The following is a 25,764-nucleotide window of genomic DNA, read 5'->3' as shown; positions in this document are numbered from 1 at the left end:
CACAGGATGAACATGAAAACAATCGGACTGATCGGTGGGATGAGCTGGGAATCCACGCTGCCTTATTACCGCTTCATCAATGAAGGTATTCGGGAAAGACTGGGCGGATTACACTCGGCACGACTGCTGTTACACAGCGTCGATTTTCACGATATTGAAGTCTGTCAGCGTGAGGGCAACTGGGCACAGGCAGGCAAGCAGTTGGGTGAAGCCGCCCGGGGACTGGCACTTGCCGGGGCCGAAGCCATCGTGCTGTGTACCAATACGATGCACAAGGTTGCCGACGATATAGAAGCCCACTGCAATCTTCCCTTTTTACACATTGCCGATGCCACGGGCAGGGCGATAACAGCCAGAGGGATGACGCGAGTCGCCTTGCTGGGCACCCGCTATACGATGGAGCAGGATTTTTATCTGGGGCGGTTACAGCAACGGTTTTCGATTAACACGATCGTGCCGGAGGCGGAGCAGCGCGCCACCCTCAATCACATCATTTTTGATGAACTCTGCATGGGAAAATTTACCGAAAGCGCACGCCAGTATTATCTTGATGTGATCACGCAGCTGCGCGATCAGGGCGCGCAGGCGGTGATTTTCGGCTGCACGGAAATCGGCCTGCTGGTTCCCGAGGCGCAAAGCGCTCTGCCTGTCTTTGATACCACCAGCCTTCATGCCCGTGATGCCGTAGACTTTATGTTGTCCTGATTGTCCGTTATCCGGGCAACCAAAAAGTCTGTTCGTCGGCGTCATTAAGGGGTTTCAAATATCACGTAGAGCTTACGCATGGTCGTGTCCATAACCCATGTGCCTTCCGTATTTGCTTCAAAAAACAACGTATCGCCGGGTTTGAAATGCTGTGGTGTTTCGCCATCAGCAGTAAAAGATCCCGTTCCGGAAAGGAAGTGCATCATCTCCGCTTGCTTTACGCCGCGACGATAGCTGCCCGGCGAACATTCAAAAATGCCCATATCAATACTCTCATGGCCCGGAATGACTTTCTGCAGCCCGGCGATCACGATTTCAGGTGAACCAGGTAATCCCTCAACGGTACCCCAGGGTTCGAGAGTGCTGATCGAAGCAGGTTGTTCAAGTTTTTGTACTTTCATTTTTTCTTCCTGAGCGATTGTCACGGTTATGGCAGGCATTGCACGTTGCCCTTAGCGTAAACAAAACCAGAAAAACAAAGCGCGTTTTAATTTCCTGCGTATGAAACTTCTGCTCATTCACCGTCGTCTTTAAAGCAGAATATGCCTGGCAAGGTCACGGCGCGTTCGGTACAGAGGCTAAGGGCGCAGTGTGCGGTTTTCCCGACACTTTGCGACTTAATGCCACACGACATCGTCGGACTGAAACTGGCGTAGGGCTATCAACAAAAAAGAAGGATCACGTTTAACGGTATCCGGCGATAGTTAACGGGTTCGTTTATCTGTTCTGCAATAAACAAAATCGCGGGATGGATTTGAAGAAGGCACTGGTGATGAATTAACCCTTTTAGTCATGACAGCCCTTTAGCGGATATCACTCTATTTGACGCAATCACGATGATTAAGGATTTACCAGAAAACGGTATCGAACATATCTGTAATTCCACGAGGCGAGAGCTTAAGGCGCTATTATTTGCGGTATGTCATTCTCCTGAATTAAACACCAGCAAGCCAGGCTATCCAGAGCGGGCGGCGCATCCGCCGTTTTTGCTTGTGAATGCAGGCAGTTACGATGTCATCTCATCTGCCAGACGCCGTGGGATCGTAGCCTGATTTAAGTCACCTATTCTGAGCATGCTTTGACTGTTTTTTAAAGCAAAACAGACAGGCTTATTTCGCAACAGGTAGCGTTGAGATGGGTTTCGATCCCGGTTGATCGCCTTTTCCGCCAGGCTTAACCATGCCCGTTCTCGCCGACTTTATCCGTCTGTTTATTTTTTCGCCTTGCGGCGAAATAAGATTTTTAATGAAAGTTAAACGTCGCATAAACGTAACAGAACCTGAACGGCAAAAACGTACAACATCGCTACGCTCAATAAAGGTAAATCATTTTCATAATCGTTACGGAGTCAAATTGATGCATAAACTTTCGATTGTTGTTATTACCGCAGGTCTGCTCATGGCAATGAGTACTCAGGTCGAAGCGAAAGGGTGCCTGAAAGGTGCAGCCGTCGGTGGCGTTGCCGGGCATATGAAAAACCACGGTGCAGCGGGTGCGGCGGCTGGCTGTGCGGTTGGGCATCATATGGCGAAGAAAAAACAAAAAGAGGCGGATGCTAAGCAGCAAGGGCAGCAGTAAATCTCGCCTCCCTACACCGTCCGTCAGCGGACAGGTGTAGGGCAGATCAGGCTTTCACCGCAGGTAATCTCTTCTCTCCCTTACGTGACGCACGTTAGCTCAGCAGGCTGGCGGCCACGTTTACAGATAACCCCAGAATCGTCAGATTAAAGATAAAAGAGATGACCGACTGCAGCAGGGCGAGTTTTCGCATTTCTGTTGTGCCCGTTGCCACATCGGCGGTCTGAGAAGCCACCGCGATGGTAAAAGAGAAATAGAGAAAATCCCAGTAAGCCGGGTGCGCAGGTTTTTCTGGAAAGATCATCGGGGTAACGCTGCTGCTACGATGCAAATAGTGCTGGTGTGCATAATGCATGGCAAACGCGCTGGGCAGTAATGCCCAGGAGGCGATGAGCGTTATGGCGGTCAGAAGCAAATGCAGGGCCCGCGGTGTGCCCGTCAGGCTTTTCAGCGTGGGAAGCTCGCTCATAATGGCCACCATACTGATCGTACAGGCTACAATCACCAGTCCCAGTACCAGTGCGGCACTTTGATCCTGCATCTGGGCGATTCGTTTAATCTGATCAGGCGCAGTGCGTAACATACGAAACCAGATAAACCAAAGATAGAGCCACGCCAGCACGTTCCAGCTTATCAAGAGTCGCTGCATTTGCCCCAACTGTTCGGGCAGTAAAAAATAGCAGACGATACCCGCAACGACAGAGATGAGCAGGCGCAACCGGGCGAAAAGATTTGAGCCAAAGGAAGAGTGCATGGTCATGGGTTTTTACTGGTAATTGAATCAGTTAACTCTAGTGTATTCCGGATTATCCTGCCGTAAAAAAAGCACGAGATTTACCCTGCGTTGTGAATGGGATAATGATGACATTCAGCTCTGAGTCAAATGCCCCAGCCACCACACCTTAAGTCAGGCAAACAGATGCGGTTACGTGCGATGTCACCCCATTTCGTCTTTCTGTTCTGTACCGGCACCGAGAATGTGCAACGCACATTCATTACTCATCATTCTGGTGCTTCGCGGCCTGAAAATCGGGTAATTGCCTGATTTCTGGCAACATGATTTCTGGCACGTCAATTGCAAAACTGTGAACAGTACGCAGCGCAACACATAATCTGATAGCAATAGCTGGCTAGGGTTCCGGTTCACGCAGGTGAATGTCTGGTCCGAGAGCTGGCGACCTCTGCGAGGTTACACGGCGGGACAAAAGCCCGGGAGACAGCAGCACCGTGAGGTGTCGCGCTGCTCCTTTTTTGTGCCAACCAGAGGTTAACCATGAAAACAACGTCGTTCATCCGCACGCTTTTGCTGTCACTGATCTTGCTGATTAGCTTTCCTTCCTTCGCCGCGGTCAAAAAAGAATTCAACATCTGCTGGACGATCTATGCGGGCTGGATGCCCTGGGGCACCATCAGCAATGAAAAAATTATTGATAAATGGGCCAGCAAATACGGCATCAAAATCCATATCGTTCAACTCAACGACTACATCGAATCCATTAACCAGTATACAGCGGGGCAGTTTGACGGCTGCACCATGACTAATATGGATGCGCTGACTATCCCGGCGGCAGGCGGCGTGGATTCGACTGCGCTGATCACCGGCAGCTATTCCGATGGCAACGACGGTATAGTCCTGAAAGGGGTGAATAAAAAACTCAGCGACCTGAAGGGCATGTCGGTCTATTTACCTGAGCTGTCGGTATCGCACTATCTTCTGGTTCGCGGACTGGAAAAAGCCGGACTGCAGGAAAAGGACGTGAAGGTCGTCAATACCTCGGATGCGGATATCGTCTCGGCCTTTGGCACCAGCAACGTGCGGGCGGTGGTCGCCTGGAACCCGCAACTGTCCGTCATTAAAAAGACGCCACAAACCACTGAAGTGTTCAGCTCCTCCCAGGTACCCGGTGAACTCATCGACATGATGGTGGTGAACACCCAGACGCTGAAAGATAACCCGGCTCTCGGCAAAGCGCTGACCGGAGCCTGGTTTGAAATGATGGCAAAAATGCACGCAGGCGATACGAAAGTGCTGAGTGAGATGGCTGCTGATTCCGGTACCGACCTTGCGGGCTATCAGGCCCAGCTGAAAACGACCCACCTGTTCTGGACACCTGCCGAAACGCTGGCCTTTATTTCTTCCCCGGAATTACCAAAAACCATGCAGCGCGTGGCGACATTCTCCTTTGATAAAGGGCTGCTGGGCCAGGGCGCACAGAGCGCTGACTTTATCGGCATGACGTTCCCGGGCAACGTCACCATTGGCGACAGGGCTAACAGCAAGCTGCGCTTCGACGACAGCTATCTGAAGCTGGCCGCCGCGGGCAAGTTGTAACCACTGACCACGGGAGTTCGTGCCATGCGCCTCATCAACCGCTATCCCCGCCAGGGCATGCGCCTGACGCTAATGCTGTTGCCCTTCGTGCTGATTATCGCCGCCTGGTTTATCGGGTCGGCGGTGCGGCTCGAAGCCAATCCGCAGGACAAACTGCTGCCCGGCCTGTCGCAGATGATTGATGCCATTGACCGGATGGCTTTCACGCCGGATAAGCGCAGTGGTGAATACCTGCTGTGGACCGATACGTTTACCAGCCTGAGCCGCCTGCTGCTGGGGCTGGCGCTCTCCTCGTTGATCGGCCTGTGTCTGGGTATCGCCGCAGGGGTGTTCCCGCTGTCCCGCGCCGCTCTGTCACCCCTGCTGACGGTTGTCTCGATGATTCCGCCGCTGGCGATTCTGCCCGTGCTGTTTATTGTTTTCGGCCTGGATGAGTTGTCAAAAGTGATGCTTATCGTCATTGGCATTACGCCGATGCTCGCGCGCGATCTTGAACACCGGGCGCGGGAAATCCCGGCAGAACTCTTTATCAAAGCGCAAACCCTGGGGGCGAATAGCTGGACGGTTGTGCTGCGGGTTGTCCTGCCGCAGCTGTTATCGCGGCTTATTACCTCGCTACGTCTGCTGCTGGGATCGGCCTGGCTGTTTTTAATCTCTTCTGAAGCGATTTCGGCGACCGCCGGGCTCGGCTATCGCATTTTCCTGGTGCGGCGTTACATGGCGATGGATGTGATTATCCCTTATGTCATCTGGATCACGCTGCTGGCATGGCTGATGGATCTGGGCCTGCGCAGGTTGCACAACGCCTGTTTCCCCTGGGCGGAAGGAGGCCGGAAATGAGTTTTATCAGCATCAGGAATATCTGGCAGGAGTACGGCGATCATGTGGTGCTGGAGCGTATCAGTTTACAGGTTAAAGAGGGTGAATTCTGCTCCCTGGTCGGTGCATCGGGCTGCGGAAAGTCGACATTTTTACGCCTGCTGCTGGGTCAGGAGAAACCTACCCGGGGAGAGATCACGCTGGATGGCCAGGCTCTGGCAACAGAACCAGACCGTAGCCGCGGCGTCGTGTTTCAGCGCTACTCCGTGTTTCCCCATCTCAACGTCCTGGATAACGTCGCGACGGGACTTGAGTTACCTGCTTCCCCGCTGTTTGGCCGCCTGTTTGGTGCCCGGAAACGCGAGGCCCGCCAGCAGGCGCGCGCGATGCTGGAGAAGGTGGGGCTGGGAAATGCGCTGGATAAATATCCGGCGCAGCTCTCCGGCGGCATGCAGCAAAGGCTGGCGATTGCCCAGGCATTCATCATGCAACCGCGCGTGCTGTTGCTTGATGAACCTTTTGGCGCACTGGATCCCGGCATTCGCAAAGATATGCATGCGCTGTTGCTTCAACTATGGAGTGAAACCCGTATGACGGTGTTTATGGTCACTCACGATCTTGCCGAAGGCTTCAACCTGGGCACCCGGCTACTGGTATTCGACAAAGTCCGTCACGATCCCCAGGCCCCTGATGCCTGGGGCGCACGTATCACTTACGACATTCCGCTTAATGAGGCGCGAATGGCACAGCTGATGGCAGACAGTAAAGACAACGTTTATGCATTAAGGAGACAGCAATGACCGCACGTTTTCACTCGGCTCCCAGCCTGCGCGAAGAGCGGCTTCCCGGCGGGGCGCATACCTCACTCATTCTGCGTAAAGGACAGATCCTGCGCCTGACCGATCTCGACGGCGGCGCTAACGTCAGCATGATGATGCTCAATCCTCACGAAAAAAGTGAACGCCTGAATCTGCCGGATACGCTAAAGGGTCAGCATACTGCCCGGCTCACCACCGGGCACTGTTTCTACTCCGATATGGGCCGCGTACTCGCCGGAATCGTGGCGGACAGCTGTGGCTGGCACGACCCGTTTGGTGGCGTACTGAACGCGGCAGAAACGCACGAAAAATATGGCGCGGGGCGCTATCAGGAGCTGCGGAATGGCTTCCATCGTAACGGCGTCGATAATCTGTTGGTCGAAATGGGCAAATGGGATTTGGGTCTGGAAGATCTGCTCATGGTCGTTAACTTCTTCAGCAAAGTCACTGTAGATGAAGATGGCCGCTTCCACTTCATCACAGCGAACAGTCGCGCGGGGGATTTTGTTGAGTTGTTTGCCCCTATGGACGTCCTGATCGTTTTGACCGCGCTGCCACATCCGATGGATCCTGCCCCGGACTATGCCCCGCGCCCCATTCAGCTGAGCTGGTATCAGGCGGATGACGAACAGGCCGCTACCGAAGCGTTGTTTATCCGCGATGAAAACCAGCGCGCGATTCGCAATACCCAACTTTTTGCCCTTTAAGGAGGCAGTGATGACCATGATTTCCAGCGACCGCCGCCCTGAAGATGCCGTGTACCGTCACGTTATCCCGGCGGGAGAACCCTGGCTGTTTGAGGTTAAAAAAGGGCAAACACTGCGTCTGCTCGATTTGGAAGGGAATCAGGCGATCGATACGCTGTTTTACAACGCGAATAACCCGCGTGAACGTTACGATCCTCAACGTACGCTACGCCGTCAGGGTAAGGCTTACCTGACCACCGGCAGCGTACTCTATTCCAATCTGGGCAATCCGTTGCTGACTATTGTCGCCGATACCTGCGGCCGTCACGATACGTTGGGCGGGGCTTGTGCGCAGGAAAGTAACACTGTGCGCTATGCCCATGACAAGCGCTATATGCACAGCTGCCGGGATAATTTTCTCTGTGCCTGCCTGCACGATGGCCGTCTGCATAAACGCGATATCGGTGCCAACATCAACTTTTTTATGAATGTCCCTGTTACCCCGCAAGGGGGACTGACCTTTGAGGACGGCATCTCTGCGGCCGGTAAATACGTTGAACTGCGTGCTGAATGTAATGCGGTAGTTTTAATCTCTAACTGTCCGCAGTTAAACAACCCCTGCAACGGCTGGAACCCTACACCCGCCGAGGTACTGGTGTGGAACTGAGTCCGGCGCGGCTGAGCGTTACGCGCGCCTGAACAACATCAGCCCCGGGGACGGCCCCAGGGGACATATCGACTTTGTGCGGGACGGCCCGCTTCCCTGAGAGTTCCGCTTATGTTTGATACCTTACTGATTGCCAACCGTGGCGCGATTGCCTGCCGCATTTTGCGCACCCTACGTGCCATGCAGGTGAAGGGTGTGGCTGTGTACGCCGAAGCCGATCTCGGTAGCCTGCATATTCGCGACGCGGATGAAGCGTTAAGCCTTGGCGACGGCCCGGCGGCGCAAACCTATCTGGTCGCCGAAAAAATTATCGCCGCAGCGCAGCAAAGTGGCGCACAGGCCATTCATCCGGGCTACGGTTTTCTCTCTGAAAATGCCGCGTTCGCGGAAGCCTGTGAGGCCGCAGGACTGATTTTTGTCGGCCCAACGCCGCAGCAGTTGCGAACCTTTGGCCTGAAGCACACGGCCCGGGCCCTGGCGAAAGCCGAAGGTGTGCCCTTACTGGAAGGCAGCGAATTACTGGCCGATGCCGCCGAAGCCTGCCGTGTCGCCGGGACAGTCGGTTATCCGGTGATGCTGAAAAGCACCGCGGGCGGCGGCGGAATTGGCATGCGCGTTTGCCGCGATGCGCACGAGCTGGCCGACGCGTTCGATACGGTACAGCGGCTGGGGCAAAACAACTTCAGCGACGCCGGCGTGTTTCTCGAAAACTATATCGAACGGGCGCGCCACCTTGAGGTACAGATTTTCGGCGACGGACTGGGTGAGGTTATCGCGCTGGGCGTGCGTGACTGCTCGGTGCAGCGGCGTAATCAAAAGGTCATCGAAGAAACCCCCGCGCCCAATCTGCCCGAAGGAATGGCGCAGGCGCTGTGCGAGGCGGCGGTTGCGCTGGGTAAAGCGGTAAACTATCGCAGTGCGGGCACGGTGGAGTTTGTTTATGACAGCGTCGCCCGCCAGTTTTACTTCCTGGAGGTCAATACCCGCCTTCAGGTAGAGCATGGCGTAACGGAACAGGTCTGGGGTGTTGACCTGGTGAAATGGATGATTGAACTGGCGGCGGGCACCTTGCCGCCGCTGCGCGAGCTGGCCGCGGGGCTTCAGCCACAGGGCCATGCTGTTCAGGCACGGGTTTATGCGGAAGATCCGGGACGGCAGTTTCAGCCTTCCCCCGGACTGCTCACGGAGGTAGCCTTTCCCGAAACCGAGAATGCCAGCCTGCGCATTGATCACTGGGTCGAAGCCGGCTGTGAAGTGCCGCCGTTTTTTGATCCGCTACTGGCAAAAATGATCGCCTGGCGGCCCAGCCGCGATGAGGCCATTGCCACGCTTTCGCAGGCGCTAGGGGAGACGCGTTTGTACGGTGTTGAAACCAATCGCCTCTATCTGCAGCAAATCCTGGCGTTTGCGCCCTTTGTCCAGGGAGAACCCTGGACCCGTTGTCTGGAGCAACTGTGTTATCAGGCGGCGACAGTTGAGGTGCTGAGTGCCGGTACGCAAACCAGCGTTCAGGATTACCCGGGCCGTCTGGGGTACTGGGCAGTCGGCGTACCGCCATCAGGGCCGATGGATGATCGCGCCCTGCGTTCAGGCAACCGGCTGCTGGGGAATGAGGAGGGCGAAGCCGCGCTGGAAATCACCCTCACCGGACCCACCCTGAAATTTAACACCGCCATTGAGGCGGTGATTTGCGGTGCATCGCTGAGCGCTACCCTGGATGGTCAGCCCGTGCCGATGGATTGTGTGTTTACGATATCCGCCGGGGCAACGCTAAAGCTGGGTGCCGTAAACGGTGCGGGCGTGCGAAGCTATCTTTGCCTGAGCGGCGGTATTCAGGTGCCAACGTATTTAGGCAGCAAAAGCACCTTTACGCTCGGCCAGTTTGGTGGTCATGCCGGACGCGCCCTGCGCAGCGGTGATATCCTGCACCTGGCACCGCAGACGGCGCAGGCGGGCACGAAACTTCCTCTGGCGTTGCGTACGAATCTTCCGCAGGTCCGCACCTTGCGGGTGATTTATGGCCCCCATGGCGCGCCGGAGTTTTTTACGCCGGACTATATCGCCACCTTTTTTGCCACGGACTGGGAAGTTCATTTCAACTCCAGTCGCACGGGCGTTCGTCTGATTGGACCCAAGCCTGACTGGAGCCGTGACAGCGGCGGCGAAGCCGGACTGCACCCGTCGAATATTCACGATAACCCCTACGCTATTGGCGCGGTTGATTTTACCGGCGATATGCCGGTAATTTTGGGCCCGGATGGACCCAGTCTGGGGGGCTTCGTTTGTCCGGTCACGGTCATAGAAGCCGACCTCTGGCAGCTGGGGCAACTGAAAGCCGGTGATAACGTGCGCTTTACCGCAGTGGATTTGCCCACCGCGCGTCAGCTGGCCCGGGAGCAACGCCAGGCGCTGGCAACGCTCTGCGCGCAGGAGACGGCCTGGCAACCTGCGCCGCTGACCTCGCCGATTGTTATGACCTGCGGCGAGGCCGATAAGCGCCTGGTGGCGCGGCTTTCGGGCGATACGCATCTGCTCCTCGAAGCCGGGGAGCCGGAACTGGACCTGGTTCTGCGTTTTCGCATTTATGCCCTGATGCAGGCGCTGGAAGCGCATGCAAAAGACGGGGTGATTGATATCACGCCGGGGATCCGTTCGCTGCAAATCCATTTTCAGCCTGAAATTCTCACCCATGACGCGCTGTTGGCATGGGTGCGCGGCGAGTGGCTCACAGTTTGTATGCATGATGATCTGCAGGTGCCGACCCGCGTGGTGCATCTGCCGCTTTCCTGGGACGATCCCGCCTGCCGTCAGGCGATTGAAAAATACATGACCACGGTACGTCCTGATGCGCCGTGGTGCCCCAGCAACCTGGAGTTTATTCGTCGGATTAACGATCTGCCTGACGAGCAGGCGGTCTGGAAAACGGTATTTGAAGCCAGCTACCTGGTTATGGGGCTGGGCGATGTCTATCTTGGCGCGCCGGTAGCGACACCGCTGGATCCGCGCCATCGTCTTGTCACAACAAAATATAATCCGGCGCGTACCTGGACGGCAGAAAATTCGGTCGGTATCGGTGGGGCCTACCTGTGCGTTTACGGTATGGAAGGGCCCGGTGGCTATCAGTTCGTGGGCCGCACGCTTCAGATGTGGAACCGCTATCGCGACGTCACCGATTTTGCCGGAAAACCCTGGCTACTGCGCTTCTTCGATCAACTGCGTTTTTACCCCGTATCCGCCGGGGAACTGATGCAAATCCGCCGCGATTTTCCACTGGGACGCTATCCGCTGCGCATTGAGCACAGCACGCTGCGGTTAAGCGATTATCAGCAGTTTCTTGCTCAGGAGGCGCAGAGCATCGCGGCGTTTCGTGACCATCAGCAAAAGGCGTTTAATGCGGAACGCGATCGCTGGATCGCCAGCGGTCAGGCTCATTTCGACAGCCAGGAAAGCGTGGTGGAAGAGGGCGGCGATAGGTCATTACAGCAGGGTGAACAGGGCGTCGAAAGTCCGGTTTCCGGCAATCTCTGGCAGGTGCAAACCACGGCGGGAAGTCGCGTGCGTGCGGGGGATGTGCTGGTCGTGCTGGAATCCATGAAAATGGAGATTCCGCTGCTGGCGCCGTGCGACGGCATCATTCAGCAGATAAACGTGCAGCCAGGCAGTGCTGTGCGCGCGGGACAGCGGGTTGCGGTGATAAGGGAAGAGAACGTCTGAAGCGGGAGCGGTTTCGGGCCCCGGATAGCGGTTATCGCCGGGGCTGATCACGCTCGTTGGTGATCTCCGTCTGGCGCGAAGCCGGTACCTGAGCTTCTTTATTGCTGAAGGTCCGTAAGTCTGTTCAGGAAAAGGTGGAGTAGGGTACGATTTACAGGCCTGTAACCGGCTGCGCCGGGCGTACGGCGCCGTTCAGCCTCTGCGCCATCTTTTATGTCATCTTGCGCCTTAATGCCGCTGAAGCGGCATTCTGAATACGGCTCTCACTACAGGGGGTAGTTCAGATTAAAACGTCCGCTTTGTGCCAGAAGTGAACGTTGCTAAAATCGAGCCTCCTTAAAAGGCGGGGCTGGTCAACTGTATGACTTTTTTATCACGAGCGGGGATAAAACCGCCTGAGCCCGGTGAGGGCATTTCGCCTGTCATCTTCTTATCAGAACCTGATTTTGCCCTTTTTAAAATGCCTTTACTCATTCAGTCCTGTGAGGATGTATAGTTGAGACCCGGGCCGTACCGAAAGGCCCGAATCAATAAATTCTCCCAGCCACGCTATGGCTTCTGAGATTTTACTCAGGCTTTCGTCGCGGCAGTTGCCTGTTGCCGTAAGCCCGGGTTCATCCAGAAGGGAATGAATGTTTATGCCTTTTCCGCCAGAACAGGATGCAGTGCGGCTTCGCTGATAATGACGTGTGTCGTGTTTTCATCTCGTTGTGACACAGTCATCTGCTCAGTCTGGATCTGGCAAAATCATCACTCACCGTGATGATTACGAAGGTGCTGTCTGCCGGACAACAATTGGCTGTGTATGCTCATGAAAAAGTTTCGTCGAAAAAAGGCGATTTAATCTGCGGTATACCTTTCGCTACATGCTGTGATAAAAGCATACGAAATGCGCGTGTTCTGAGAGATAAGAAATGAAATACTTTAAAAAAAAAGGGGCAGGGTGGCCCCGTATCAATGGTTCTGTGTTGCTGTGTTATTATTATCACGTTTCTGGTTAAGGGTCTGTCTGTTACAGTTTATCGTCATGGTTACCTTTTTCTTTAAAATAAATTCAAATTTTTTAACTGTCACAGCGAAAGGTTTATACGTTTAAATAACGAAAGCTGGCGGGCGTATTTTTCCTGAAGCCTCCGGGTTTATTAATTCATCCGGTTATTAAATGCCGGGGAATGGATGCGAAGGCGTTTTTCCCGGGGTTCAGTGGTGCTCCGGAAGCTACTTTATAAAATGCTCATAATGAAAGTTCGGTTAATAAAAAAGAGCCCCCGCCTCAGAGCGGGGGCGAACCAAATTCACGGTTCCAGGCTTCTTTAGCGGCGGGAGCCAGCAGGCACCTGCACTCCCAAATTATGTTGTGAAAAAGGATTTTCACAAGCGAGGCGGCAAATGTTGCCGGTAATCAGCCAGCAGTATCCTTACCTGCCCCGCATAAAAATTCACACCGGAACGAAAGTTTTTTTAAATTTCATAATGACTTATCCCTTGCTGTATAAAGATGCGACGCAATTCTGAGTTTTTACAGATGTATGCTGCTGCAGAATGCCATACCTGCCCGTTTATTTAATTTTCTGTCGCTGACCTCACAGGCTTTCACGTTTTTAATGGTTGCGTTAAATTTCTGAAATTAAGTTAAAGCATACGTCAGGGTAAATTAAAAGTACCGCATCGCTTAAAAAGGTTAGGTACCAGACGATTTCCTTAAGGATAATTCATACCATTAATTTCAGGTGTTAAAGGCAAAGGGGAAGTTAAGTGATTTGCGTCAATAAAATTCATTATTTTTATACTGACAACCAGAACAGGCATAAACAATACATCTTTCTGGCCGATAAACAGTTGAACCCTGAGGTGATATATGGCTCAGGGCATTATTCAACACTGGGGTAATTTAAATGAATATTATAAAAAAATTTAGGGGTTTAAAAATTGGCGGTAAGCTGGGGCTGGGCTTTACGCTGGTCATACTGGCCTCTGTTATCATATCGGCGCTGGCGTTTCGCTGCTTTTTAAGCATTCAGGATAACTCGGCCAAGCGTGACGTCACCGTTCAGATGCTGGACACGCTGGCGAAAGCCAGACTTAACCGCACCCTTTTTCAGTACACCCGCGAGAAAAAGTTTATCGACCTTAACGGCGAGGCAATGAATCAGCTTTTTGGTTTACGAAACAGCCTCAGTAAATACGCGTGGTCAGCCGAAGGGGAAGAGAGGCTTTCTCTCCTGAGTACGATTCTTACGCAGTACCAGGGAAAGCGTCAGGCCTTTCTTGAAAGCAGCGACAGGGCCGCGCTTGCGCTGAGTGAAATACACACACTGGGCCTGGTCTCACTGGCTGAAAAACTGGTCGCCCGCCAGGCTTCCGTTTCTGCTGATATTGTTACTTCACTTCTTTCACTCAGCTTCAAAACAGAGCAGGCAGCATTTTATGTCCAGGAGTTTATCAGAAAGCCGGAGGCTTCGGTGCTTGATAAATTCAGTGGAGTCAGTGACACAATTTCTCCGCTTCTGAACCCGCTCAGAGGCGTTTCTGACAGCGCCCTTGATGCATTGCTGGCAGACCTGGAGCAAAAAATGAGTTCGGGCTCCGTAAAGTTAAATAATTACCTCCTTTCGGTGAAGGCTGAAAGTCTGGCCTCAGATGAAATGACCGAAGCGGCAGGCAAACTGAGTCAGTCCATCACCGGCCTCGCGTTTTTTCAGTCAGAGCTGGCTGCGAAGTATATCCAGAACGCACTCTGGGAAATTGGTTTTGCAACCCTTGCCTGCATCATCCTCAGCCTCCTGATTGCCTGGCGGATGACGCGGAGCATCACCGTCCCGCTGAGAGAAACCCTTTCGTCTGCACAGCGCATTGCTGAAGGTGACCTGACCTCCGAAATCACCACCTCCCGTACCGATGAGCTCGGCGAGCTGATGTCTGCCGTGGGCGCGATGAACCAGAGCCTGCGTAACATCATCTCCCGGGTCAGGGACGGTGTGAATAACGTTGCCCGCGCCTCATCTGAAATTGCGGCCGGTAACACCGACCTGTCCTCACGCACAGAGCAGCAGTCGGCTGCGGTGGTCGAAACCGCTGCAAGTATGGAAGAACTGACATCCACCGTTAAGCAGAATGCGGAGAATGCTCATCACGCCAGCCAGCTGGCCACCGAGGCGTCACACAATGCCAGCCGCGGCGGGGAAATTATCAGTGACGTGATCAGCACTATGGGCGGAATAAGTCAGAGCTCAGGTAAAATCGGTGAAATCATCTCCGTCATTAACGGCATCGCTTTCCAGACGAATATCCTGGCGCTCAATGCCGCGGTCGAGGCGGCAAGGGCAGGAGAGCAGGGACGGGGATTCGCGGTTGTTGCCGGTGAAGTCCGCAACCTTGCACAGCGCAGCTCACTTGCTGCCAAAGAAATTGAGGCGCTGATAAGTGAATCCCTGAGCCGGGTGAGTAACGGGACTGAACTGGTTAACCGCGCCGGTGTTACGATGGAGGATATCGTCAAGTCTGTAACGCAGGTCAGGGATATTATGGGCGAGATTGCCGCTGCGTCTGACGAACAGAACCGGGGAATTACCCAGATTGCGCAGGCCATGACGGAGATGGATACCACAACCCAGCAGAATGCTGCGCTGGTTGAAGAGTCATCCGCAGCGGCCAGCAGTCTCGAGGAACAGGCGCTTGAACTTGAAAAAACGGTTGCCGTTTTCCGCGTGCCTTCTTCCGGACTGTTGACGCCGGGGGCTAAGGTCGCCACACCCGTGTTAAAGCCTCTGCCGGCCGTCAGAACGCCGGAAGCGAACTGGGAAACGTTCTGATAATCATCCTGCAGCCAGAGCCGGGCTTGAGGCCATCTGGCTGCATCCTTCAGTGCGGGTGAGGTAGTTAATGTGTGATGGAAACTGTAGCAATGCATCGCATGTTTATATCGGTAAGGCAGTGGAAGCCCTTTTTTATGATGCTGAATCAGTCAGCCGTGCGAAGGTCATTGCCAGGTTGAGTCTGCTGTTCAGGGAAGAGCCTGACCCGGCAAGGCAAAACGAGATAATAAGTGCCCTCATTCTTCTCAGTGAGCCCGTCAGTACCAAAACAGGCTTGCAGGATTACCGGACGTAAACTTTCTGCGCTCACGTCCGGTTTGTCCCAGAAGCACATACCACCTGATTTGTATGCAACTTATTAAAGGCAACAGGTTATTAACTTATGCATCACTGTCCTGAGGCTCTGGCTGATTTCAGCCGGGCCGCAGAACAGTGATTAGTTGAACACACCGTTAATCATGGCGGTCACAACCGCAGTGCTTAACGCAACAAGCACTAAATCATCGCCCACAGCACGCCACTCGTAGCCCGGATAATGAGGCAGTGCATTTATCATTGATGCTGGCAAATTTTTCCTAGCGATACCCGGTGGCAATGGTTTACCACGCGCAACTTTTTTAGCGATTCCCGGCGGCAGCGACTGATAGCCCACCAGACCATAGTTGATGGCAAGGGCACGTGCACGGGAAAAGTTGATGTCAGATTCGACATGATCGGGTTGTCTGCCATTCTTGCGATATCCATGTTCGTTCTTCGACTGTGTGTAACCCTGCCCTTTATTTCCGTGCGCGCCATTATTACCGTGACTGCTGTTGCCATTGCCATTGCCATTGCCATTGCCGGGATTTGCATAAACAGGTGCAGCAAAAACGGCGAAACTTATCACCACCGCTAAGGCTGTTTTAAGAGTGCATTGTGCAAGCATGAAAGATTTCCTTAAAGGTATTTATCGCTTCATCAAAATATAGGACGAGGCTACAATCTTAACCATGTCATGATGTCTGAAATTAAAGCCTCTTGGTGAGTTGAGAAAAAAGAATTTTAGTAATCCGGTAGTTGATTAATAAATGAATGGTCTTGCTGTTTACTGGTGGAAGAAAACCGCATTCAAGTTGTGTCAGATAAAGTATTTCTGGAAAGGTAATTTCGTTTGATCATTATGTGATGCGGAATTCACTGGCTGTAGATATCGAGTAAGAGCAATGGCGGTAAGCAGCTATTGTTAGTTTACTGTTCAAGTGGCTGCTTATCGCTGATAGCAGACTACGCCCGGTTACTATCATGAGCTCTTCAGTCAGCAAAGTGTCAACTCAGTCTGAGTCAGGTATTTCAAGTAGCACAGGAATCACCGTTACAAAAGTCAGTTCCCGTTTTCAGGGGACCATAACAACATTGAGCAATGTTTTCGCATCAGTGTATCGATGGTCACCATATCACACCTCTACAACATTTCTGTCATGTCTGTTATCGCTCTTCATGCCTGCTTAAAGGCCCGTCAGATTGATTCCGCCATAATGTTGACGGCCGAAGCAATGTTTTCGCTCTTTATGCCACCGTAGCCCAGCACAAAGCCGTTGCTCTGACGGGGCTGAAAATAATAGTGCCCGAGCCCCCTTAACGCGACACCTTTGCTGGCCGCACTGGCCGTCATCCTGTTTGTATCAACTGACGCGTTAAACAGGGCCGTCAGGTGCAGCCCTGCATTCCCCCCTGACATCGTGACTTCATTGCCAAAAGCCTGAGTCAGCGCGCTGCGCAGCGTGTGCTGACGCTCAGCGTAAATCCCGCGCATCCGTCTGATATGGGTGGAAAAATAGCCTTCACTGATAAAGTCAGCCAGCGCCGCCTGCACCGTAAACTGGCCGGGGCGATAAAGCTGAACCAGCCCTTTTTTAAAGGCGCCCGCGAGTTTTTCCGGCAACACCATATAGCTGATGCGTAATCCCGGAAACATGACTTTACTGAACGTCCCGCAGTAAATGACGCGCTGGTAGCAGTCCAGCCCCTGCAGAGACGATACCGGACTCCTGTCGTAACGGAACTCGCTGTCGTAGTCGTCCTCAACGATCCAGAAGCCGTATTCGGCAGCCAGTTCGGTGAGCTGACGCCTGCGCTGCAACGTGAGCGCAACGCCCATCGGATACTGATGTGACGGCGAGGTGAACAGCAATCTGGGAAACGGGGCCGCAAACGAAAACTGGCTGATATCAATGCCCTGATCATCAACGGGTACGGGGATAACGTTCAGTCCTGCTGCCTGCCAGAGCAGGGCGGTGCTCCAGTTACAGGGGTCCTCTGTTAACGCACTGTCACCGGGATCCGCCAGCATATGGGCGCACAGGCTCAGTGACTGATTACTGCCCATGGTGATAAGGATTTGTTCCGGCTGGCACACCACCGAGCGGGAAACCTGCAGGTAATGCGCAAGCGCTTCGCGCAAAGGTAAATAGCCACCTTCGCTGTCGTAGCCGGTCATGTGCGCCGCGGGCCGACGGATATGGCGGTTCTGCATGCGCTTCCACACCGGAAAGGGAAAGTTACTGGTTTCAACTACCCCGGGCACAAACGCGCCTGCATGCTGCGAAACGCCGGAAACACCTGAAATCATGATTTTCGCCCGCGATGACAACGCCGCCTGGGCCTCTGAGAGCGCAGGCACCAGCCGGGGAGTTGCTGAAGGTGCAATGTCGGCGACAAAGGTGCCTTTGCCACGCTGGCAAAGAATGTAGCCCTCAGCGGAGAGTCTGTCATAGGTCAGCGTCAGCGTCATACGTGACACACCGAGCTCAGCAGAAAGCTGACGTGTTGAGGGCAGCCTGGATCCGGAAATCAACATGCCACCCAGTATCGCCTTCTGAATAATGCTGAAAATCCTGACCTGCAGGGGACGATGCGCACCGGCATCAATATCCTGAAGAATAAGGTCACAGAGCAGAACGGATTGTGGAGTGGACATAAAAATTGATCCGGATTGGCTATAGAGAGTCAGTCCATTATGTCTTATTTTTCAGCCAACCTCATCGGGGGGATAATCACGCTGTGCCATCATCCGCACTTTTTATTGTCGGGTAACGGGGCGGCTGTGAAATCGGTTGCTTCAACACCGGGACAAGCTATGGCGCAGTCTTATGATGTCCGGCTTCATGCCAGTATGATCACGTCGGTGGACGCGTCTTCGCCGCAGCGCATTGAGGATTTTGTCAGGCGAAATTATGGCTGGGAGGCCCGTGCTCACCGGCTGGCGAGCGAGCGGGATGAGCTTTTTTGCCTGGAGGATGCTTCCGGGAAGCGCGGTATATTGCGGCTGGCCAACCCCGCTGACTGTCCCGAAACAACGGATCTGCAGGTGCAGGCGTTGCAGTGGATAGCCCGTCAGGCACCGGATTTACCAGTGCCGAGAATCATAAAAAGTCGGACCGGCCAGACTGTATTATTAAGTCAGACACTGGATGCTCAGTCCGGGACGCCACCGCGTCTGACCTGGCTCAGCACCTGGCTGGACGGCGTGCCTCTGCGAACTTTACCGCACAGTGAGGCACAGTTCTTTAATATCGGTGTGATGCTGGCCCGACTGGGACACGTTTTAAAAGACTTTCGTCATGATGGTGCGTTCCGGCCTTTAAACTGGGACCTGAGTCATATCGCTGACTGTCAGGTCTTTTTGCCCGGTCACTGCCCGGACAAAAAATGGAAAGCGGTTTATCAGTTTTTCGACAACATCGATACGCGGATTGTGGGGCCGATAAGAAACTTCAGTAAGCAGATCATACATGCCGATATGAATCCGCATAATTTTGTCATGTCACCTCACGAACCGGCAAGTATATCGGGTATTTTTGATTTCGGTGATATGACGCATACGGCGCGCGTGAACGATATTGCCATTGCAGCAAGTTATCATCTTTCAGGTGAGAATCCGTTTGATCATATTATTCCTTTAGTGCAGGGCTATCACTCTGTCTTTCCGCTCGAGAGGGGAGAAATTGACATGCTGTATGACCTGATTATCGCCAGATTATGTATGACGATCGTCATTACCGAATATCGCGCTCGTCTCTATCCGGAAAACAGAAAATACATCTTAAAAAATACCCACTCTGCGTGGCTGGGACTTTCCCGGTTAATAACGATCGATTTTTTATCTGCCCGCAGAATACTGCGCGCGGCCTGTAACTGAGGGGGAATGATGAAACCTGCACTAATGGTCAATGCCTACGAACCGTCTGAAAATACCATCCTGGATCCCCATACCGCCGCGTTAATTGCGCGTCGGGGCCGTGTGCTGGGTCCCTCATATAAATTATTTTATAAACATCCGCTGCACGTCGTTCGCAGTGAAGGTGTATGGCTTTATGACCAATATGGTAAAGCGTATCTGGATGTTTATAACAACGTACCCGCAGTGGGGCATTGTCATCCCGCCGTCACTGACGCGGTCAGTCGGCAATTATGCACGCTGAATACGCATACACGTTATCTGAATGAGGTGGTACTGGATTATGCCGAACGGCTGGTCTCAACGTTTCCGTCAGCCCTAAGCAATGTCATGTTTACCTGCACAGGCAGTGAATCGTCCGACCTCGCGCTTCGTATTGCCCGCTGCCACACAGACGGTACGGGCATCATTGTGACGGAAAATGCCTATCACGGCATTACCGCCGCGGTTGCTGAAATCTCACCGTCGCTGGGTAAGGGCGTGCCGCTGGGCGATCACGTGCGTGTTGTCCCGGCACCCAATGCTTATCACCAGGGCGAGGGAAATACAGCCGATTTATTTACAGAGGCTGTGCGCAGCGCCATAGCCGATCTGCAGCGCCACGGTATTCGTCCCGCCGCGCTGGTCACCGATACTATTTTTTCGAGCGATGGAATTTATTCCGGACCGGCAGGCTTTTTGCAGGGGGCGGTAGAGGCGATTCGTGAGGCGGGTGGGCTGTTTATTGCCGACGAAGTTCAGCCAGGATTTGGCCGACTGGGCACGCACATGTGGGGATTTGAGCGCCACGGTATTGTTCCCGATTTAGTCATCCTGGGGAAACCCATGGGCAATGGTCTTCCCATTGGTGGCGTGGTTGCCCGGCCAGCCTGTTTGCAACGCTTCGCCGGGATAGCCCGTTATTTTAATACGTTTGGCGGTAACCCGGTCAGTTGCGCTGCCGGGATGGCCGTGCTTGATGTTATCGAAAAACAACAGCTGCAACAGAACGCCGCTGAAACAGGCCAGTTACTGATTAACGGGCTGAATACGCTGGCACAACGCTTTCCCGTTATTGGCAATGTCAGAGGGAGTGGATTATTTATTGGCGCGGAGCTGGTCAGCGATAATGCAGCTAAAAAACCGGCCGGGGAATATGCGCTGGATGTAGTTAACCGTTTAAGGTCGCGCCAGATTCTCATCAGCGCCTGTGGTAAGGACAGTCATGTTTTAAAAATACGGCCGCCCCTGGTTTTCTCTGCGGAAAACGCGCACTACCTTCTTGCTGTCATGACCGACGTAATGGAAGAGATGTTTAATTAAAAATGATCGCCAGCATGCTTTAAACAAAACAGACAACCAGGAGAATATGACGATGTCACTGTTCAAACCAAAATATATTACGTTCGACTGCTACGGTACCTTGATCAATTTCGATATGGCCGGTGCAGCCCGGACACAATTTGCCGATCGTATTAACGGCAACGATATGGCGGCGTTTGTTAAAGATTTTGCGGCTTATCGTCTTGATGAAGTGCTTGGTGCCTGGAAACCCTACGCGGAAGTCGTGAACAATTCCGTCAGACGCACCTGTAAAAAATGGAAAATTGTCTGCCACGACGAGGACTGTGCGGCTATTAATCATGCTGTGACGACCTGGGGACCGCATCCGGATGTTCCTGCCGGACTGAGCAAGGTGGCCAGAGAGATACCCCTGGTTCTGTTGACGAATTCGATGAACGATTTAATCACGTACCATGTGCCCAGACTGGGGGCCCCCATTCACGCGGTGTACACCGCAGAGCAGGCGCAGGCTTACAAACCGCAGATGAAGGCGTTTGAATATATGCTGGATCAACTGGGATGCGGACCGGAAGAGATTATGCACGTTTCATCCAGCATGCGTTATGACCTGATGACGGCGCATGATATGGGCATTGTTCATAAGGTTTTCGTACAGCGTGGCCACGAGCCGGGCACGCCTTTTTATCAGTATCATGAAATCAGGGATATTGGTGGCCTGGCGGGCGTACTGGGTCTTTAAATCCAACACCAGGCACTCAGCCAATGAGCGCCCGGTCCACAGGTTCATTTATCCGGAAAAAAACAGGCTGTAAAAGAAAGAGTCGAACCTGCTCCCCGTCGATGCGAACAGAATATTGTTAGCAACGTCTGCTGATGGCTCTTAACCGCCTTTCAGAAATACTACTCCTGACATTAGAACCAAGTGGAGAAAGAAAATATCCTTTGCCTTGTTCGACTATTGATTTTTCCAGGTTGCTATTCCCTGGCGGCGACGTCAGTTACAGTTACAGCTGTCATTTAACTGACGTTCGCGCCATTTCAGTATCAATACTTTCCATCGAGGATACGGCAGGTGAGATATGAGCCTGCCGTACATAACAGCACCGGAACAAAATAACTGTGCTCCATCTGGCTAAATTCCATCACAAGGACGACTGCGGTAAGGGGCATCTGCATGGATGCCGCCAGAAATGCCGCGCCTCCAACAAGTGCAAAACTGGGGGCATTACCGCCAGGAAAAATAAGCTGCCATCCGGCACAAAGCAGAAGACTCAATAGCCCGCCGACCGCAAGGGCGGGCGTCAGCAGGCCGCCCTCCGCGCCGCCCCGCAGAACGGCCAGGATCACCAGAAGTTTCAGTCCCAGCAAAACAGCAGCATGGCGATAATCAAGTTCATCACTGATGGCCATCTGCATCGGTCCCTTACCGTTACCCGGTAACTGAGGATAATAAAGACTCAGGACAGCGAGCACAGTAAAGGCAATCAGACAGATAACAGGCATCTGCCAGTTATTTTTGACCCCGGCGCGGGCTTTCCCTGTGATAATCCGGAATCCCCATGCCGCCAGGCCCAGCAGCGGGCCCGCGAGACAGGCCCAGAGTATAAAGGTATGAGGAAGCGCAACGGACAGAAAATGATACTGCGATTCATTCCCCAGGCCAAATGTGGCGATCCAAGCCGCGAGCGCAGAGGTGACGACGGCGGCGAATGCTTTTTCCCAGCTAAAAGCGATCAGCAGAACTTCCAGACTAAACAAGGCCCCTGCCAGTGGCACATTATAGACAGCCGCCAGGCCAGCGCCTGCACCACAGGCAATCAGAATCCGGACCTCGCCCTCGTTTAAGCCCAACCGGCGTGCGATGGCGCCTCCGGCAAGCGCCCCCATTTCACGTGGGGCAACCTCACGTCCCAGTGGGGAGCCCAGCGCAACAGTCACGATCTGTAGCAGCGCATGAACGGTCGTGGTGCCCGGGGGCATTGCCCGTGAGGGCACAGAGACAGCGTCCTTGATCGATACGCGAGGTTTGCCATAACGACTCAGCAACCACCATCCGAAGCCCGCGATGACTCCGCCAGCCATAATGGCTGCAATGCGTCGCAGAGAGGAAGAATCAGTGACGCCCTGAAGAAAAGATACCGTACCGATAACATGTGACATGCTGTAGCCAAATGCGAAGTGCTGCACTGTGTGTAAAATCAGCCCCAGCGCCATCCCTGCCAGACCTGCCGCTAAGCCTGTTGCCACAACTGCAAAAAGCCTTATGAGATAACTGGCGTTTCCTGCCAAATCTTTCATTTCTTTCTGAATTCCTGAGTTTTCATACGCGTATAGTAACGAACATCACCTCAATAGTATCTCACTGACGAGCCAGGCAAGGCTATGATTGCCATGCTTTATTGTTTATTAACGGGTGGCGCAGAAAAAGCTCACCGCCGTTATGAGACGTTTCCAGCTTCGTTTTAGGTGTGCTCAGAGGCACTTAAACTTTAAGTTCTTAACTTCCTGTTTTATTGTGGTCAGAAATTTAGGTAAAGACCAAATTTGTCTTGGTTTCGACACCGTTTGTGCCGCAGGAATCCATAAATTCTCATCGTTAATACGTTTGCATTGAGAACAGAAAGTTTATACTTCAGGATGCTGGAGTTATCCGAACCACAATACTTTAATCAATCTCTTTCATATAATTATTCGGGGTGATATTTAAATCCGAAAAGAAAATTGCAATTGAATTTTTCTTAAAAATCTAATAGACTTAAGCAGTAAAAAATAAAGTAAAATAATTTACAAAATGAGCGCAATCATGAATCGCAGAAAAGAAATCCTTCAAGCAGCCGAATATTGTATGCGACAGAAAGGTTTTTATCAAACATCGGTTCAGAGTATTGCCAGGCACGCAAATGTCAGCGTCGGCCTGATTTACAAATATTATAAAAATAAAGAAGCGATTATCGAAGAACTGATCGAAAATGTTGTGCAGCGTATGACAGCTTTACTGAAAGCTGATTTTGACAAACTTGCTGATGCAGGTAAGGTCACACATTCCGCACACGACCTTTTGTCAAAAGAAGTTGAAAGCAGCATTGTACTACTCATTGATATATCATCAGAATCCACAAGAAATGAACGCATTCGTCAGATTATTTATGATGCCTGGCAGGTATTAAAAGAGAATTTCATCACTCAGGAGCAGGTTCTCAATCCGACTTTGGATGCTGATATCATTCACACCCGCTTGTATGTTATGTCACTCGTGATAGACGGCTTGATCATTCGCCGCTGTATGAAACAGCATGAAATTGATACCAGTTTTATGGCATTCTTCGATAAGGTTACCCGCGACATTAATCAGCACAGTGTCACGTGATTCAGGAAAAAAGATGGCCGGCAAGAATGCTGTTGATCCGCGCTAATTCCTCCTGGTCAACATTTTTATCTCCGAACGTACGACAGGCTACCCCATCTGCCAGCATCAGTAAAAACTGAATACGATTGCTGCGCTTTTGCGGACTCGCTGCAGGCATTTTATGCCTGAATAATGTATCAAGTTCCGCCACCAGTATTTTTTCTTCATGCTCGATTATCTCACGCACTGATGGATTACGTGATGCTTCCGAATACATCTCCAGCAGTAAACAGCGATCTCTGAAAGACCAATTCTGCCAGAACTCCGATTCAGTCTCGACAATATTAGATGTACTGGTATTAACTTTAAAATTATCCAGTAAAAAAATTCGCCACTTTTCTGCAATACTTTTTATTGTCTCGTTAACTATAATTTCCTTGCTGCTAAAATACCGATAAATCTGACCTGCCCCCAAACCCGATTCATGGCTTATATCAGCCATACTTGCGCCATGAAAACCTGAAAGGCTGAAACAGGTTTTCGCTGCCGAAATTATCTTCAGCTGCCGCTGCCGTATGAAATCATCATTATCTGACTTACTCAAAAAATCTCCTGCTGACAGAATGAGAGATAACCGCCATCTTTAGTCACAAGGTTATGGTACCCCACACCGGCGTGCGATGGAATGCTGACTACAACTCCAGACAGAGTATCTTCTGATTACAGCTTCTGACTATCTGTTGACTCTGCATGTTTCGGTGGCCATGCATGAACGGTAACTCTCCGACGTTATTCTTAATGTTAGACAGGATGTACATTCATGCGCACCTGAATGCACACCTTTAACTTAAATCTTTACTTCCGATTCCTGCAACGCCGTACCGCCCCCCATCACCTTGTAGAAGGTATTGAGGTTCTGGTAGTACGCCTGCTCCACACTGATCAGACTGGTTCGGGCAGAGTAGAGCGTACGCTGCGCAGTTAGCGCGTTCAGCCAGGTATCTACGCCGCTCTGATAACGCCTGTCTGCCAGATGGGCGTAAGTCTGTGAGGCCGCCACATTATTACGCTGGCTGGTCAACTGGTCTTTGAGGGTTCCCCGACGCGCCAGAGCATCGGCGACCTCCTGGAAAGCGGTCTGCACTGACTTCTCGTAGGCCGCAACGTAATAGGCTTTTTGCGCTTTAGTGTAATTCAGGTAAGCAACGTTGTAGCCGCCTTTGAAAATGGGAAGGGTAATGCTCGGTGAAAACGACCAAATGCCCACCCCGTTTTTAAACAGCGACGAAAGATCGGCACTGCCGACGCCACCGCTGGCGGTCAGTGAAATACTTGGGAAGAAATTAGCCCGCGCCGCCCCGATGTTGGCATTCGCCGCCTTCAGGTTGTGCTCAGCCTGCAAGACGTCAGGACGATTATTCAACACATCCGACGCTATCCCCGCCGGCACATCGCGCAACGCCTGGCCAATCGATTCAAGGTTTTGCGGCAGCAGCCTGCCGGGAACGGTTTTCCCTACCACCACGTCCAGTGCGTTTTTATCCTGCGCCACGAGAGTGGTATAACTGGCCACGTCGGCCTGTGCTGACTGATAGGTGGTTTCCGCAGAAGCCACATCGACCATCGAATCTACGCCGTTTTGCATGCGTTTCCGCGTGACCTCCAGTGACTGCCGCGCACTTTCTGCCGTCTCTTTTGCAATGGACAGATTGCTGCGATCCGCCGCCAGCTGTAGCCAGTAATTAATGGTGTTATACAGCACCGTCAGGCGCGTACTTCGTGCT

Annotated in this window: 21 protein-coding genes and 1 riboswitch; of the genes, 13 read left to right on the top strand and 8 right to left on the bottom strand. The window is 52.6% G+C overall.

The window, feature by feature from the left end:
* The first annotated feature begins 12 nt into the window (after positions 1–12).
* Positions 13–705, top strand: a complete 693-nt coding sequence (locus RAC90_RS17230; protein WP_006122091.1) for an aspartate/glutamate racemase — start codon at positions 13–15, stop codon at positions 703–705.
* A gap of 44 nt (positions 706–749) precedes the next feature.
* Here RAC90_RS17230 and RAC90_RS17225 read toward each other — a convergent pair whose 3' ends face one another.
* On the bottom strand, positions 750–1,106 hold the full coding sequence (locus RAC90_RS17225; RefSeq protein ID WP_164483355.1) for a cupin domain-containing protein: 357 nt from the start codon (positions 1,104–1,106) through the stop codon (positions 750–752).
* Between the two features lie 955 nt (positions 1,107–2,061).
* On the opposite strand from RAC90_RS17225, the gene RAC90_RS17220 reads away from it, so the two are divergent.
* Entirely contained in the window at positions 2,062–2,283 is a 222-nt protein-coding gene (locus RAC90_RS17220; RefSeq protein ID WP_033742263.1) for a hypothetical protein, read from the top strand.
* Between the two features lie 94 nt (positions 2,284–2,377).
* Here the strand turns inward: RAC90_RS17220 and RAC90_RS17215 are convergent, their stop codons facing one another.
* Positions 2,378–3,037 carry a DUF1345 domain-containing protein gene (locus tag RAC90_RS17215; RefSeq protein WP_039339618.1) on the bottom strand — a complete coding sequence of 220 codons (660 nt, stop codon included), beginning with the start codon at positions 3,035–3,037 and terminating at the stop codon, positions 2,378–2,380.
* A gap of 365 nt (positions 3,038–3,402) precedes the next feature.
* Positions 3,403–3,501: riboswitch (guanidine-I (ykkC/yxkD leader) on the top strand.
* A 55-nt stretch (positions 3,502–3,556) separates the two neighbouring features.
* Between RAC90_RS17215 and RAC90_RS17210 the strand changes: the two genes are divergently transcribed.
* From RAC90_RS17210 to uca, 6 genes are all read left to right on the top strand, one after another.
* Positions 3,557–4,615 (top strand): putative urea ABC transporter substrate-binding protein, encoded by a 1,059-nt coding sequence (locus RAC90_RS17210; RefSeq protein ID WP_205951461.1) that lies wholly within the window; start codon positions 3,557–3,559, stop codon positions 4,613–4,615.
* Positions 4,616–4,639: 24 nt separating this feature from the next.
* Positions 4,640–5,455 (top strand): ABC transporter permease, encoded by an 816-nt coding sequence (locus RAC90_RS17205; RefSeq protein WP_110268551.1) that lies wholly within the window; start codon positions 4,640–4,642, stop codon positions 5,453–5,455.
* Positions 5,452–6,234 carry an ABC transporter ATP-binding protein gene (locus RAC90_RS17200; RefSeq protein WP_162286599.1) on the top strand — a complete coding sequence of 261 codons (783 nt, stop codon included), beginning with the start codon at positions 5,452–5,454 and terminating at the stop codon, positions 6,232–6,234. The genes RAC90_RS17205 and RAC90_RS17200 overlap by 4 nt, the downstream gene beginning before the upstream one ends.
* Entirely contained in the window at positions 6,231–6,959 is a 729-nt protein-coding gene (locus RAC90_RS17195) for an urea amidolyase associated protein UAAP1 (protein ID WP_347449425.1), read from the top strand. Before RAC90_RS17200 ends, RAC90_RS17195 begins: the two co-directional genes overlap by 4 nt.
* Positions 6,960–6,969: 10 nt before the next feature.
* Entirely contained in the window at positions 6,970–7,605 is a 636-nt protein-coding gene (locus tag RAC90_RS17190; protein ID WP_205951463.1) for an urea amidolyase associated protein UAAP2, read from the top strand.
* 111 nt (positions 7,606–7,716) lie between these two features.
* On the top strand, positions 7,717–11,319 hold the full coding sequence (uca, locus tag RAC90_RS17185) for an urea carboxylase (RefSeq protein WP_375124575.1): 3,603 nt from the start codon (positions 7,717–7,719) through the stop codon (positions 11,317–11,319).
* A 336-nt stretch (positions 11,320–11,655) separates the two neighbouring features.
* Here uca and RAC90_RS17180 read toward each other — a convergent pair whose 3' ends face one another.
* A complete protein-coding gene (locus RAC90_RS17180; protein WP_324030691.1) occupies positions 11,656–11,793 on the bottom strand; it encodes a hypothetical protein in 138 nt (45 codons plus the stop codon).
* Between the two features lie 1,421 nt (positions 11,794–13,214).
* Here RAC90_RS17180 and RAC90_RS17175 point away from each other — a divergent pair.
* Positions 13,215–15,131 carry a methyl-accepting chemotaxis protein gene (locus RAC90_RS17175; RefSeq protein ID WP_375124574.1) on the top strand — a complete coding sequence of 639 codons (1,917 nt, stop codon included), beginning with the start codon at positions 13,215–13,217 and terminating at the stop codon, positions 15,129–15,131.
* A 439-nt stretch (positions 15,132–15,570) separates the two neighbouring features.
* Here the strand turns inward: RAC90_RS17175 and RAC90_RS17170 are convergent, their stop codons facing one another.
* A complete protein-coding gene (locus tag RAC90_RS17170; protein WP_058702436.1) occupies positions 15,571–16,059 on the bottom strand; it encodes an anti-virulence regulator CigR family protein in 489 nt (162 codons plus the stop codon).
* A gap of 570 nt (positions 16,060–16,629) precedes the next feature.
* Positions 16,630–18,090 (bottom strand): PLP-dependent aminotransferase family protein, encoded by a 1,461-nt coding sequence (locus RAC90_RS17165; protein WP_058702435.1) that lies wholly within the window; start codon positions 18,088–18,090, stop codon positions 16,630–16,632.
* Positions 18,091–18,249: 159 nt separating this feature from the next.
* Between RAC90_RS17165 and RAC90_RS17160 the strand changes: the two genes are divergently transcribed.
* Genes RAC90_RS17160 through RAC90_RS17150 form a run of 3 tightly spaced genes read left to right on the top strand, consistent with a single transcriptional unit; the run spans position 18,250 to position 21,373 of the window.
* Positions 18,250–19,311: a phosphotransferase gene (locus RAC90_RS17160; RefSeq protein WP_058702434.1), complete on the top strand. Its 1,062-nt coding sequence runs from the start codon at positions 18,250–18,252 to the stop codon at positions 19,309–19,311.
* A gap of 9 nt (positions 19,312–19,320) precedes the next feature.
* Positions 19,321–20,652 carry an aspartate aminotransferase family protein gene (locus RAC90_RS17155; RefSeq protein ID WP_375094329.1) on the top strand — a complete coding sequence of 444 codons (1,332 nt, stop codon included), beginning with the start codon at positions 19,321–19,323 and terminating at the stop codon, positions 20,650–20,652.
* A 52-nt stretch (positions 20,653–20,704) separates the two neighbouring features.
* A complete protein-coding gene (locus RAC90_RS17150) occupies positions 20,705–21,373 on the top strand; it encodes a haloacid dehalogenase type II (RefSeq protein WP_058702432.1) in 669 nt (222 codons plus the stop codon).
* Positions 21,374–21,678: 305 nt separating this feature from the next.
* Here RAC90_RS17150 and RAC90_RS17145 read toward each other — a convergent pair whose 3' ends face one another.
* Positions 21,679–22,932 carry a chloride channel protein gene (locus RAC90_RS17145; RefSeq protein WP_058708842.1) on the bottom strand — a complete coding sequence of 418 codons (1,254 nt, stop codon included), beginning with the start codon at positions 22,930–22,932 and terminating at the stop codon, positions 21,679–21,681.
* A gap of 505 nt (positions 22,933–23,437) precedes the next feature.
* On the opposite strand from RAC90_RS17145, the gene RAC90_RS17140 reads away from it, so the two are divergent.
* Positions 23,438–24,001, top strand: coding sequence for a TetR/AcrR family transcriptional regulator (locus RAC90_RS17140; RefSeq protein ID WP_375124573.1), 564 nt, complete (start codon positions 23,438–23,440; stop codon positions 23,999–24,001).
* 1 nt (position 24,002) lies between these two features.
* Here RAC90_RS17140 and RAC90_RS17135 read toward each other — a convergent pair whose 3' ends face one another.
* Both RAC90_RS17135 and RAC90_RS17130 read right to left on the bottom strand, forming a co-directional pair.
* The gene (locus tag RAC90_RS17135) at positions 24,003–24,584 is read right to left on the bottom strand and encodes a TetR/AcrR family transcriptional regulator (protein ID WP_058702430.1); all 582 of its coding nucleotides are present in this window, start codon (positions 24,582–24,584) and stop codon (positions 24,003–24,005) included.
* A 243-nt stretch (positions 24,585–24,827) separates the two neighbouring features.
* On the bottom strand, positions 24,828–25,764 hold a 937-nt coding region (locus tag RAC90_RS17130), incomplete at its 5' end, for an efflux transporter outer membrane subunit (protein WP_375124572.1).

Origin of the sequence: Pantoea sp. CS_6, from assembly GCF_041954745.1 — a bacterium.
GTDB lineage: Bacteria > Pseudomonadota > Gammaproteobacteria > Enterobacterales > Enterobacteriaceae > Pantoea > Pantoea stewartii.
The sequence above is the reverse complement of the archived record's forward strand: the minus strand, read 5'-3'. Positions and strand labels throughout refer to the sequence as shown.